The organism is Catenibacterium mitsuokai (assembly GCF_025148785.1).
Taxonomy (GTDB): Bacteria; Bacillota_I; Bacilli_A; order Erysipelotrichales; family Coprobacillaceae; genus Catenibacterium; species Catenibacterium mitsuoka.
Map to the genome: position 1 here is coordinate 2,578,471 of NZ_CP102271.1, position 13,759 is coordinate 2,592,229.

The 13,759-nt window shown below is 33.9% G+C and carries 9 protein-coding genes and 1 pseudogene; 1 reads left to right on the top strand and 9 read right to left on the bottom strand.

The window, feature by feature from the left end; all coding sequences use genetic code 11:
• Positions 1-94: 94 nt before the first annotated feature.
• Complete coding sequence (locus NQ499_RS13235) at positions 95-1,015, top strand: sugar phosphate nucleotidyltransferase (RefSeq protein WP_259848548.1); 921 nt, start codon at positions 95-97, stop codon at positions 1,013-1,015.
• A 39-nt stretch (positions 1,016-1,054) separates the two neighbouring features.
• Here NQ499_RS13235 and NQ499_RS13240 read toward each other — a convergent pair whose 3' ends face one another.
• From NQ499_RS13240 to NQ499_RS13280, 9 genes and pseudogenes are all read right to left on the bottom strand, one after another.
• Positions 1,055-4,558 (bottom strand): glycosyl hydrolase 53 family protein, encoded by a 3,504-nt coding sequence (locus NQ499_RS13240; RefSeq protein WP_006507174.1) that lies wholly within the window; start codon positions 4,556-4,558, stop codon positions 1,055-1,057.
• Between the two features lie 139 nt (positions 4,559-4,697).
• The gene (locus NQ499_RS13245; RefSeq protein WP_006507175.1) at positions 4,698-5,798 is read right to left on the bottom strand and encodes a glycosyltransferase family 1 protein; all 1,101 of its coding nucleotides are present in this window, start codon (positions 5,796-5,798) and stop codon (positions 4,698-4,700) included.
• Between the two features lie 10 nt (positions 5,799-5,808).
• Positions 5,809-6,816, bottom strand: coding sequence for a glycosyltransferase family 2 protein (locus tag NQ499_RS13250; protein ID WP_006507176.1), 1,008 nt, complete (start codon positions 6,814-6,816; stop codon positions 5,809-5,811).
• Positions 6,816-7,913, bottom strand: coding sequence for a UDP-galactopyranose mutase (glf, locus tag NQ499_RS13255; RefSeq protein ID WP_259848549.1), 1,098 nt, complete (start codon positions 7,911-7,913; stop codon positions 6,816-6,818). The genes NQ499_RS13250 and glf overlap by 1 nt, the downstream gene beginning before the upstream one ends.
• A gap of 86 nt (positions 7,914-7,999) precedes the next feature.
• Positions 8,000-9,505 (bottom strand): LCP family glycopolymer transferase, encoded by a 1,506-nt coding sequence (locus NQ499_RS13260; RefSeq protein ID WP_006506704.1) that lies wholly within the window; start codon positions 9,503-9,505, stop codon positions 8,000-8,002.
• A 120-nt stretch (positions 9,506-9,625) separates the two neighbouring features.
• Positions 9,626-10,018 carry a glycerol-3-phosphate cytidylyltransferase gene (gene tagD, locus NQ499_RS13265; protein WP_040390148.1) on the bottom strand — a complete coding sequence of 131 codons (393 nt, stop codon included), beginning with the start codon at positions 10,016-10,018 and terminating at the stop codon, positions 9,626-9,628.
• Between the two features lie 78 nt (positions 10,019-10,096).
• Positions 10,097-11,119: pseudogene (locus NQ499_RS13270) on the bottom strand (NAD(P)H-dependent glycerol-3-phosphate dehydrogenase); the annotation flags it as partial.
• Positions 11,120-11,194: 75 nt separating this feature from the next.
• Positions 11,195-12,652, bottom strand: coding sequence for a flippase (locus NQ499_RS13275; protein WP_006506702.1), 1,458 nt, complete (start codon positions 12,650-12,652; stop codon positions 11,195-11,197).
• Positions 12,653-12,731: 79 nt separating this feature from the next.
• Entirely contained in the window at positions 12,732-13,757 is a 1,026-nt protein-coding gene (locus tag NQ499_RS13280) for a hypothetical protein (RefSeq protein ID WP_040390146.1), read from the bottom strand.
• Positions 13,758-13,759: the final 2 nt, after the last annotated feature.

The window sequence follows — 13,759 nt, forward strand, 5'->3', positions numbered from 1 at the left end:
AACTCAGGAATTATCCTGAGTTTTTTTAATTACATATCTATTACACAACTTTCGTTATATAATATAATTATCATGTTTGACGGAGGATTATATTATGAATACAGCTTTAGTAATTATGGCTGCTGGTATTGGTTCACGTTTTGGTGGAGGAATCAAGCAGTTAGAACCAGTTGGACCTAATGGCGAAATCATCATGGATTATTCTATCCATGATGCAATTGCCGCTGGTTTCAACAAAATTATCTTTATTATCCGTAAAGATATTGAAGCAGACTTCAGAGAAGTTATTGGGAATCGTATTGAAGAAGTCGCAAAGAAATATGATGTAGAAATTGCTTATGCATTCCAGGATTTAAAGGCATTACCAGAAGGTATTGAATGTCCTGAAGGACGTACTAAGCCTTGGGGTACTGGTCAGGCAGTTCTTGCATGTGATGGTTTGATTCATGAACCATTCGCAGTTATTAATGCCGATGATTATTATGGTAAGGAAGCATTTGTACAGATTCATGATTTCTTATTAGACTACACACCTGAACATCCAGAAAAACTAGCTATGGCAGGATTTATCTTAAAGAATACTTTAAGTGATAATGGTGGTGTAACGAGAGGTATCTGTGCAGTCAATGATGAAGGATACTTAACAGATGTAGAAGAAACTAAGAATATTGAAAAGACATCTACTGGTGCACATGTAGGAGACAGAGAAATTGATCCTAACGTGAATGTATCTATGAACTTCTGGGGATTAACTCCTGAATTCGTAAATACTTTAAAGGAAGGTTTTGTAGAATTCTTTGAAAACATCAAAGATCCACTAAAAGATGAATATTTATTACCTATCTATATTGGTGAACTACTAAGAGATAATAAATTAAGTGTTAAGGTATTAGAAGTACAGGATTCATGGTTTGGTGTCACATATAAAGAAGATGCACCTGTAGTTAAGGAATCATTCAAACAGTTGATTGATGAAGGTGTTTATTCAACAAATCTATTCGATAATATCAAGTAAAAAAAGGCAGTGTGCGTCAAAATGCATACTGCCTTTCATTTATTTTACTTCACCATTCTTGATGTTGTAATTTTTATATTTTCCAGTAAATGACCAATCAATCTTCGCATTAGTGACATAATATTTCTTACCATTATAAGAAACAATACCTTCATAATCCCAATTGATTCTACCATTCTGTACATAGTACCAAGTACCATTATAATAAGTTAAACCATTATAATTCCAGTCTAATACACCATTCTGGATATAATACCAAGTCCCAAAGTAATTTGTAAGACCTGTATAATGCCAATTAATCTTCGCATTATCTACATAATACCAAGTACCTTTTCCATTGACCTGTGAAAGAGTATTGATTGACCAATCAATCTGTCCATTCTTCACAAAATACCAAGTACCATTGTATTTTACGAGGTTTGTATAATTCTTATTCAATCTACCATTTTCAATATAGTACCAAGTATTCTTATGCTGTACTAAACCATTGTAGTCCCAATTAAGTATACCATTATGAATATAGTATGTAGTACCAAAATAATTGACTAAACCAGTAAAATTCCAATCTAACTTACCACCTGTTACTTTATACCAAGTACCTTTTCCATCAACCTGTGAAAGAGTATTGATAGACCAGTCGATTTTTCCGTTCTTCACAAAGAACCATGAACCATTGTATTTCACAAGGTTTGTATAGTTTTCATTCACTCTACCATTTTCAATATAGTACCAAGTATTCTTATGCTGGATTAAACCATTGTAATCCCAATGAAGCACACCATTTTGTACATAGTACCAAGTGCTATAGTATTTCACTAAACCAGTATAATTCCAGTTAAGCTTACCATCTTCTACATAATACCAAGTACCAGTTCCATTTACCTGTGCAAGAGTTGTCTTATGAACAACCTGATCATCCTGCATCAAGTACCATTCACCATCTTTATTCACAAGATTAGCTGTTTTAGATACATTATAAGTGATTGAGAGAGTCTTCACTCCATCAGTATCACCAATAATTGTATAGCTATAGTTCTTATCTGGTGCAGAATATCCAGAAATACCTGGAAGTGAAATAGTCTTTGTATCACCAACATTCACATTCACAAATTCAGTTCTAAGTACTTCATTTTTCTTGTTCACAATATGAATTCTTGTAGTCTGTACTTTACCTAAAGAAACTGAATTAGTATAGAATCTCAATGAATGCAATGCATTACCCTGGATATCAAATAATCCCTGGTTATCCCAGCTTGATCCACCCCATGAAGGTTGACCATCATAGTACATTTCATTATCAGGTGCATAACCTACAGCACCCTTGGAAGCCCATCCAGTACCATACTTATCAGCAGCTTCTTTATTATACTGCCAGTTAGTCCATCCAGCTTTTACTGGAATCCATGCTGGTTCCCAATAGAAACCACCTAAACCATTATCATGTGAGGTAAGGGTCTTATACATATCAGTTAATTCATCAACCTGACCCTGAGGACCTATTTCATACTGATGAAGATTATAGCTCGCACCAATTGAGTTAGGTGTACCATCAGCATCTTCATAGCTATTTACCCATGAAGTTTCCATAACTGCAAATAGTTTTCCTCTTTCTTTTGCAAGAGTTTCTACATCATTCAACATATCTGTTGTATTCCACCAGAATGGATAATAAGAAGAACCTAATACATCATAGTCTACATTTCCTTTATCCCATGCATCCATGATTGCAGAATAAGCAGAACGATTAGGTGATTCTAGATGTAATGTAATTAAAGCATCTGGAGTGATTTCACGTACTGCCTTAGAACCTGCATTTAAATAACGATCTAATATAGTATACTGTGCTTCATTTTTCCAAACAGACTTACTGTTGTCCGCATTATGAATACCAGCCATACCTTTGGTAATTTCATTACCAACTTGTACCATACCTACATTAACACCAGCATCTTTAAACTTCTGTAAAGTATCTTTAGTAAAGCTATAGATGTTTTCACACATCTTATCTGGATTATTCGCATCTTTCTGCCATGCTTTAGGTAGAATCTGTTTTGCAGGATCAGCCCAGAAATCTGAGTAATGGAAGTCTACAAGTACTTTCATCCCATATTTTGTAGCTTCTTCACCAATCTTCAAACCATTTTCTACAGTACAGTCTCCACCACCATAAGTTTCACCTTTTTCATTATAAGGATCATTCCATATTCTTAAACGGATATAGTTTACACCATTGTCTTTAAGAATCTTCATTAATGGCTGTTCTTTACCATCATAATCATAATATTTAACACCTGCATTCTTAAGTGCGATATATGATCCAATATCTACACCTCTGATTGTAGATTCAGACATATTAGAAATCTTATGAAAAGTGACTCTCTGTTCCTTTAATCCAGTATCATCACCATATTCATAAGGGTCTCTGTATGTATCAATATCTACATTCCAGCCCTGTGCAAAACCAAATACTGCAAGAGAATTCTGTGCAAGTCCCTGTTCATTAAAGAAACCATTCCAGCTTCCTACATATTCAGCTTCATCATAAATTAATCCACCTGCATTACTCTCATCAATAGAAGCACTCAATAAGTTATAAGTACTTTCTGCCTGTGTTTCATTAGATGCTGTATCTGTATTATCCACACGTGGGAACTTAATATTAGATACAATTAACTGCTTATCAGATGCCTTTTCTTCTACTGTAGTACGTAATGTCTTCACATAATCATTTATGTTGCTGCGATCAGCATAAAGATTTACTCCTAAATACTCATAGTTTACTTTCGCATAACCTAACTTTTCAATTACATACTGAACATCTTCTGCGTTATCTGGTGTTGCAATACTTAAAGCCGTTTTAACACCTTTTTCATTAATAAGTTCAGATAAAGCAGCCATTGCGACAAAGCCGTTCCATCCACCATCTTCACTTAAACCAAGGAAGTTATAATTCACTTCATTTCCAATAGTCATCATAGTAGGTAAAGCATCATTCTTACTTAAAGTATCAAGTACTTCTTTTGTATAATCTGTTGCTTTTTCTACCACATTATCCTTAGTCCATCCTGCTGGTAAATTCTGACTATTCGCATAAGTGACATCATCAGAATAAAATAATGTAATGTTTGTTTTTAAGCCTGCCTTCTTCGCTTCTTTAATTGTTTTAATAGCACTATCGAGTGTATAACATGCAGATGCATCACTAGATGTATCTGGGTTAACCGCAACCTTGACAGAAATTGTATTAATTCCTTGTTCCTTCATAAACTCAAATAGGTTATTAATTTTTACACTCTTGTAATTGTAGTAAGCCTTACCCCATCCTAAGTCCTGCTGGTAATGAGTAAAATCCGCACCTAATACAGTCTGATCATTAATGCCATTGATCTTTTTGTAATCAGAAATAGATTTACTTAGTGATGCGGCACTTACTTGATTGTCCTTAAGCATAGCTGGTGCTGGCGTGACTGCATTAACACCAGATATCCCCATTGAACAAACAAGAGCTGCACTTACAAAACCTGTAAACAACTTTTTGTTCATATATATCTCCCTTCCTCTTATATAATCCAAAAAACATATTAACATAATATCACATAAATAATCATCAATTATTACACAATAATGCCGTATTTATGTATAAAAATATATACAAATAAAAAACCTTCAATAAATGAAGGCTTTATAGAGATAAGAAGAAATCCTGCATCTTCTTCGCTTCTGTATTTATTTCTAGATTACGTTTTTCAAATGCTTCAATATTAAAATGCTTAGATTGATGAGATGCTTCTTCGATTGCTTCTACCCACTTGTCTACTGCTTCATCCGTAATAGGGAACATCTTCACATTATCATTCACAATAGAGGCTAAAGAAATAGTATCAGAGATCATGCATGGTAACCCATTGGCTTCTGCTTCTAATAATGCGACACTTAGCCCTTCAAAACGAGAAGGGAAGATGTATTGATCCATTGCCTGAATATAATCACTCACATTACTCTTAATACCTAAAAACTTTACATCTTCTTCAATACCATATTCTTTGACCTGGTTTTTAAGTGTTTCTTTATCTTCACCATCCCCAATAAGTATCAACATATACTTACCTGGATATTTATGATCCAATGCATTGAATACCTTTAATAAGTAAGGATGATTCTTTTGAAAATGGAATCTCCCTGTATGTCCCAATACAACCTTATCACCTGCATTGAGTTCTTCTCTGATAGATTGTCTGATTTCTTCATTTGGTTTAAAGAAATTCACATCTACCGCATTGTTAATCAATTTATAGTTAGGTAATACCGCATTCTTACCAAAGAACCATTCATTGGCATCTTCTGAACATGTCCAGAAATCTGTTGCATACTTTCTAATCTGTGTTCTATTGAACTTATGAAGACATCCTCTTAAGAAGCTATCACCATTAGCTGCATTATGACAATGAATAATACGAGTAGGGATACCATACTGTTTAGCCTTCTTAAGATAATCAATATTCGCAAGAGAACATGTATTAAACCAGATAGCTTTATATTCTGATGCATGTGTCTTAAAGAAGTTATCCAAAGCCTTTGAAAAAGCTTTTTTATCTTTACTTCTTGCAGGAATACGATAAATAGTTCCACCTAAACTTAATATCTCTTGTTCATGTGCGACTATTTCAGTATTACATAAGAAATCAAATTGTACACGTGTACGATCTAGATGGCGATAGTAATTCATAATTACGGCTTCCATACCACCTGGATTATCTGTAATTCCAAATACAAGTACTTTCATAATATACTCCTTATTTACTCTTAGAGAACTGTTTCTGTCTTACTTGTCCTACAAGTAATGCAAATCTATTCATCTTATGCTTTAAGAACCATAATGGTACTTTACGTGTAATAGAAATACCATTGTAGTTAGAGTTCTTTACAGCACGTTTAAATAAATCATTCTTCATTAATGTATTTAAAGAAGACATCGCATGATCTTTATTTTGTGGATGTGCACAGTAATTCACAAGAATAAGTAAAACATGATAACTTACAAAGTTATAGAATAATGTTTCTATATTCTTGTCCTCTGCCATAACATCTTTTAAATCTTCTTCTACTGCTTTCATAGATAAGAGGAACTTATCTGCATAAGCTGTATCAAACTTACGTACAGCTGACTGATCATTAAATACATAATGAACAAGTGGATGCTCATCTCCCACAATTACATTCCATTTCTGTGAAGCACGTGCACAATATTCTGCATCTTCTGCAAGACTCAATTCTTCATTTAATAATACATCTTTAATAGTAGAGGCTTTAATCAATTTTCCCCAACAGAATCCTACACCAGCCTGAACATTTAAAAGATCCTTTAAATAATCCTTCCAGTCACTATACATTGTATCTCTTATATAATGAAGCATCTTTTCACTATGATCACTATAATCTCTACTATAGTTACAGATAACACAATCTGCCTCGGCTTCTACTGCATGATTTAGAAGTATTTTACAGGCATTACTTTCAATCCAGTCATCTGCATCTAGAAACATAATATAGTCACCTTTCGCATTCTTTACACCAAGGTTTCTACCTGAACATACACCACTCTTAGAATTCTTAATAACTGTCACATTCTCTTTTGTATTTAATTCATTCAATGTATCCTGTAATTCATCATTAAACCCATTATCAATAATAATCACTTCTACATTTTTATAAATCTGACTCAAACAACTTTCAATTGTCTTATTAAAATATACAGGATTTCCACGATATACAGGAATAATAATAGATACTAAATTTTTCATTATTCAAATACCTCTTTTACTTTATCTAACGCAGCTGCGATAACTGCATCCATATCATAGTACTTATATTCTCCTAGTCTTCCACCAAAGATTACTTTAGTTTCTGCTTCGCCTAGCTTCTTATATTCTGCATATAAGGCACCATTCTTTTCATCATTGACTGGATAATATGGTTCATCTCCTAGTTTCCATTCAGAGCTGTATTCTCTACTGATGACAGTCTTAGGCTGTGTACCGAATTCAAACCATTTATGTTCAATAATTCTTGTCCAAGGTGTTTCTGCGTCTGTATAGTTCACTGCTGCATTTCCCTGGAAATTTGGCTTATCTAATACTTCTGTTTCAAATCTGACTGATCTGTATTCTAATGTACCTAGCTTATAGTTGAAGTAAGCATCAATAGGTCCTGTATAAACAACCTTATCTGCAAGGCTGTCTAGTTCTTCCTTGTTTTCTAGGTAATCTGTATTCAATCTTACTTCAATACCTTCCAACATGTTTTCTACCATCTTTGTATAGCCACCCATTGGAATACCCTGATATAACGCATTGAAGTAGTTATTATCAAAAGTAAGTCTTACTGGTAATCTCTTGATGATGAATGATGGAAGTTCTGTACATGGTCTTCCCCACTGCTTTTCTGTATAGCCTTTGATGAGCTTTTCATAGATATCTCTACCTACAAGTGAGATAGCCTGTTCTTCAAGGTTCTTTGGTTCTCCCTTGATTTCCTGTCTCTGTTCTTCAATCTTTGCAGCAGCTTCTTCTGGAGTCACTACTCCCCACATCTTATTGAATGTATACATGTTGAATGGAAGTGAATAAAGTTCTCCCTTATAGTTCGCAACAGGTGAGTTTGTGAATCTGTTGAACTCTGCAAACTGAGTGATATACTGCCATACTTCCTTATTATTTGTATGGAAGATATGTGCACCATACTTATGTACATTGATACCTTCTACTTCTTCAGTATAGATATTTCCTGCAATGTTAGGTCTCTTATCAATGACAAGAACCTTCTTTCCTCTTTTATTTGCTTCATGGGCAAAAACAGCACCATAAAGACCTGATCCTACTACTAGATAATCATATTTCATATTGATGTCCTTCTTTCGTCTCTTCAATAATACCACATAACACAAAATAAAACGAGGGCTGTCTATGAACCGCCCCCGTCTCTTAATTAGTTATTTTCTTTTGCGTTCTTTTTAGCTTCTTTTTCAGCTTTTTCTACATCAAAGATTTTCTTTTCAGTATCAATCTTCTTACCATCACACATAGCGTTGATATACTTAGAATTTAATTTGATACTTTCTTCATCTGGGATGCAATACCATAATCTAGTCTTAGGCATTGAATATCCACCTGTCTGGATAACACCTTCACCCTTTAAGAATGATTTCTGGAAATCCCATTTGATATTGTCATCTAACTGCTTATTAACTAAAGCTCTGATGCTTGAAGATGGCATATTTGTAGTGAATGTATCTTTGATAGAATCTAAGATTTCACTATAGTTTGTAAGAATCTTTGGAGATACTGCTTTCTTGATAATAGCCTGTAATACAGCCTGCTGGTTTTCAGTTCTATGCTGGTCACCAGACTTATAAGTATAACGTTCTCTTGCGAAAGCAAGTGCCATACGACCATTCATATGAACATTACCTTCAGGAATCTTAATACCATGATCTGTATATGGAATAAATGCCTTATCAGAATAAATATCAATACCACCAAGTGCATCAACTAACTGAATAACTGACTGGAAATCAACTCTTGCATAGAAATCAATATTGATATCTAAGAAGTCTTCAATAGTCTTTACACTGTTATCTGTACCACCATATAAAGCAGAATGTGTTAATTTATCTTTCTTACCACAGTTTGCAAGTTCTACATAATAGTCTCTTGGAATACTTGTCATTAAAATCTGACCATTATTTGGATTAACAGTCACTAATAAGTTAACATCTGAACGGCTGTTTTCATTTACACCGCCACGTGAGTCAACACCACTGATATAACATACGAAAGGTTTCTTAGTAACGTTAATATCAGATGCAGTATTTTCAACTTTTTCTACGAGCTTAGTCTGCCATAATACTTTAGTCTTTGAATCAAAGTTACTATATGTTTCCTTGATTAAATCACGATAACTTTCATTTAAAAGAATTGCATCACAATCACCACTATATAAATCTGATGCTAGCTTAGCGTTATCTTCTTCTCCATTACCATGGAATTTGATCTGTTTCTGTAACTCATCTTTTACTTCCATAGCTTTCTTTTTATCGTTTGTATAGTAATCGATTGTTTTACCTTTTAATGAAGAAACAGTCTTATAACCACTACTCTTTAGTACAATTAAAGAATAAGTAGTTGTTTCAGTACCTACATTAGTAAGAGATGAAAGGAATGAGTCACCTTTGATGATCTTACTCGTACCAAAAACCATTGCGATACTTAATACAAGAGAAACTATTTTACCTACTAAAGGTCTTCCAACTTTATTTTTCTTTGATGGCTTAGTAAACAATAACATTAATAGCCATAATACAACAAGTACTGCAAATGCAGCCATTAAATACTTTGTTGGTAAGATTCCAATCTTCACCACAAAGAATGCGAGCACTGCACTCACAACAGCCTGGATACCTAGAATCAAGGCACGTGATGTAATAAATTTCATAACTACCTCCTAATATTCGGGTTCATTCGTCATTATACTCGTAAATGAAAAAATGAAAACCTTTAACGGGATAAATACACAAAAATTACATATCATTTTCATTCACAAGTTAAATTATGACTATTTATTCAAGTCTTTTTTGATTCTTGTAGTACTGATTTCAGGAGTTCTTGGTAAATAAACGACTTCAGCGCCTTCTTCTTCTAAGAAATCAAACTGACCTTTCCAGTCATCCCCCATAACAAATGTATCAACGTGATATTCATGAACATCTTTACGTTTCTGATCCCATCCACATTCAGGAATCACTAAATCTACATATCTTACTGATTCAAGTAGCTGTTTTCTCTGTTCATATGTAAAATAACATTTCTTCTGTTTTTCATTCCAGTTGAATTCATCTGTTGATAAACCAACAATTAGGTAATCACCTAATTCTTTTGCTCTTCTTAATAGATTGATATGACCATAATGTAATAAGTCAAAAGTACCATAAGTAATAACTCTCTTCATTCCACTTTTCCTCGTCTTTCTTAATACTGACTCTTCAAATACATCATTAATAGATGGAAGAGGTGTTTCTGATTTTAAATCTCTCTGTAATAATGCATTCACTGCATCCTTTGGATTCAAGCCTTCATTAACGATTTCATTGACAGTCATCACAATAGGCATATCCACTTTATAAGTTTCCGCAAGTTGAACAGCTGCTGGTAATGCATTAATTCCTTCTACAACCATGCCAACTTCTTTCACTGCTTCGGCTGGTGTCTTTCCTTCACCAATCAAATGACCTGCCTGGTTGTTTCTACTAAATTCACTTGTACAAGTGACAATTAAATCACCCATACCTGTTAATCCACTAAATGTATGTGGTGTACATCCAATTCTACCACCCAGTCTCTCCATTTCAGCAAGACCTCTTGTGATTAAAGCAGCACGGGCATTATCTCCATAGCCTAAGCCTCCAGAAATACCTGCAGCTAACGCAATAATATTCTTTAATGCACCACAGATTTCAATTCCTTTTACATCGTTATTTGTATAAACACGCATAAATGGACTACTGAAGAACTTCTGTACATATTTAGCCGCTTCTAGATCCTTACATGCAGATACGATGGCAGTAGGTAATCCTCTTGCTACTTCTTCGGCATGAGTTGGTCCAGATAAAGCAACTAAATGTAATGTGTCATTATCAAGTACATCTTCAATCACTTCAGTGAGGGTCATGAATGTATCTGCTTCAATACCTTTCGCAACATCCACAATAATCTGATGGTCTTTAATATAAGGTTTAGCCTTCTCAGCTGTGCTTCTTACAAATATAGAAGGAACTGCAAACATAATAATATTCTGATCAGTACATGCTTCTTCTATATCTGTTGTATAACGAATGGTTTCAGGAAAATCCACACCAGGAAGTTTCGGATGTGTATGTGTAGTACTTAATTGTTCTACTTCCTGTGGAAGTGCAGACCACACTGTAACTTCCTTATCACAATCAGCAAGCATTCTTGCAAGAGCCATACCCCAGGTACCAGCTCCTAAAATACCGATTCTCTGTTTATCAGGCATATTTTTGATTTCCTCCTTCATATGAATATAATTCATTTTACATCATTCATGTTAAATAGTCATTACAATAAAAGTATAACCTTTATTGTTTTATAAGTCAAAAAGCGCAGATTATGCGCTTCTATGTTTCAATTTATTAAAGATTTGTGTCAATATTTCAATCACTAGCTTTTCTTTCATGATAATGAGTACAACACCATATACACCAAAGAATAGGACAGCTGAAATAACGAGTGTAATAAATACATGAAGGTTAAGTACTGTTACCCAACATGATGCAATTGATGCAATTACAATCGCAAGAATAATCTTTAAGTATTTAATATCACTAAAAGCTGATTTGATTTCGTTCTTTAAGGCTAAGCACTGAACAACCATAACCGCAAATTCTGCAAGTAATGTACCAATGGCTGCGCCACTTGATTGATACACTGGAATCAATAACGCATTAACCACTAAGTCAATGACTGCACCAACTATTTCTGATACAAGTACAGCTTTTTCATATCCTAATGGTACAAGAATCTGAATACCCAAGATATTTGTAATACCAATAAGAAGCAGGGTAGGCATAATAAGCTGCATTGGCACAACGGCTGGTCCAAAAGCATCACCTGATAGGAAATAGATTCCCTGCTTTGCGAAAAGCATGAAATAAATCATCATTGGTGAAGCGACTAGAAATACAAAGTTTAATGCCTTTCTGCTCAACTTCTTAAATTCATCCATCTGCTGATGTTCAATATAATAAGCCGCTCTTGGAAGTAATACAGTACCTAATGACGTAACAATGGATACTAAAATATTCTTGATCTTGACAGCTGCACCATAGTAACCTACATCCGCATTTGTAGCCATGAAACCCAACATAACTGAATCTAGGTTCGTATAGATAGTTGTTGCACAGCTCATCGCAAAAAATATCGCAACTGGCTTAAAATGCTTCTTAAAGTTATAGTGTCCAACTGGCTTGAGACCAATATACTTATGCGCATTCAACAGGTTAAGAATAAATGAAGCACTCGCCGCAAATACTGTGATACCCGCATACATCACATAGTCGTTTTTTGTTCGTACTAACATGAACATTGCAACAAGTCCGATAAACTTGAAGATAATAGAACGGATAGTGATATATGTATATTGTTCTAGTGCTTTATAGAGCCATTCCATACCTATTGTAGTAAGTAAGATAGTACTACTAGTAATCACATACAACATCTTATCAGATGCAAGTTTTGGTACTGTGAATAACGCAATAATAAACGCAATATAAGAGACTACGGTCATGACAAGATTAATAATTAGTAATTCCTGTGTTGTTCTTGTTAATTTTTCATGATCATCTCTTACTTGTGCACATACTTTGATACCATATGTTGGAATACCTAACTGTGCAAACATAGAGAAATAAGTAATCAATGACGTCGCAAAGTTAACCTGACCTGTTCCTGTAGGTCCTAATACTCTCGATACATATGGGAATGTAATAAGTGGGAATATGAATGAAGACATTGTAAGTAATGCATTCATAATGAAATTCAACTTAAGTGATTTCTGTTTTTTCATACAAAACCTCTCTTTCCTTGTTACAAACCGCAACTATTATAATTCAAAAATAGTAAGAGTTAAAGAAGAAAAAGAGGCATTATGCCTCTTCAATTTCTTTGATAGCCTGAGTAAGGTAATAACCGTTTTTAAGACGTTCAGAAACGACTGCCACACGTTTTACCATTTCAAAGTATTCTTCTTCACTTAGACTCGCAAATTTTTCTCCAAGTTCATCTAAAGAATTTACTGTAATACCTAAGCCATATTCTTCTACAAATTTAGCTTCTGCTGCTTCTTTCCAGATGACAACAGGAATACCAGATACTAAATATAAAGATAATTTATGAGGGTTATTGTATTTTAAATACTCTCCTGTATTACCATCACATCTCTCAATAGAACTTCCATCCCATACTAGACCGAAACCACTATATAACTGATTATTGATTTCATCAGGTGGGAAAGCCCCATGATAAGTGATATTAGAAGCAAGAATTTCTTCGTTTAAATGAACACCATATAAATCAAAATGTACTGCTTTAATATCCTTTAACTTAGCAAGATAATTACTCTTCTTTTCATCTAAATTACCTGCAATACTCACAGAACGATCAAACTTGATTGTATTATTTGAATCACATAAATAGTCAAAGATATGAAGATTATGAATCTTTTCTCTTGCAACCCCCTGTGATACTAAGTATTCAATCATAGAATCATTATGCGCAATAATATAGTCAGAGATGTCATACATCTTATGATCCATATATTCAAAATCATCCTGTGCATTTAAGAATAACTTTCTTAATGAGTCTAAATCATGAATAAGAAATGCAAGCTTGATATGCTTTTTCTGTTTTACTTTTTCTAAGATATCAATATATCTCTTATTCACATAAAGAGGGTGAGGCACGACAAGTAGCGCACCTTCATCAATTTTATTTAAATGATTGAAGGCAAGAAAATTATGTACCTTCTTGATATACTTATTTCCTGATTTATAAAGGTTGACTTCAAAAGGTGCAAATCCATTCTGATGAAGAATCTTATTACAATCCTGGACAGCTTTTGTACTTGCATCCAAATTAGAATCGATAGTAACCTGTAAATAATATTTTTTCATAA

Excerpts from the sequence above, each read along its gene's own strand:
- NQ499_RS13235 (WP_259848548.1), top strand. The coding sequence starts at position 95 with ATGAATACAGCTTTAGTAATTATGGCTGCTGGTATTGGTTCACGTTTT.
- NQ499_RS13240 (WP_006507174.1), bottom strand. The coding sequence starts at position 4,558 with ATGAACAAAAAGTTGTTTACAGGTTTTGTAAGTGCAGCTCTTGTTTGT.
- NQ499_RS13245 (WP_006507175.1), bottom strand. The coding sequence starts at position 5,798 with ATGAAAGTACTTGTATTTGGAATTACAGATAATCCAGGTGGTATGGAA.
- NQ499_RS13250 (WP_006507176.1), bottom strand. The coding sequence starts at position 6,816 with ATGAAAAATTTAGTATCTATTATTATTCCTGTATATCGTGGAAATCCT.
- glf (WP_259848549.1), bottom strand. The coding sequence starts at position 7,913 with ATGAAATATGATTATCTAGTAGTAGGATCAGGTCTTTATGGTGCTGTT.
- NQ499_RS13260 (WP_006506704.1), bottom strand. The coding sequence starts at position 9,505 with ATGAAATTTATTACATCACGTGCCTTGATTCTAGGTATCCAGGCTGTT.
- tagD (WP_040390148.1), bottom strand. The coding sequence starts at position 10,018 with ATGAAGAGAGTTATTACTTATGGTACTTTTGACTTATTACATTATGGT.
- NQ499_RS13275 (WP_006506702.1), bottom strand. The coding sequence starts at position 12,652 with ATGAAAAAACAGAAATCACTTAAGTTGAATTTCATTATGAATGCATTA.
- NQ499_RS13280 (WP_040390146.1), bottom strand. The coding sequence starts at position 13,757 with ATGAAAAAATATTATTTACAGGTTACTATCGATTCTAATTTGGATGCA.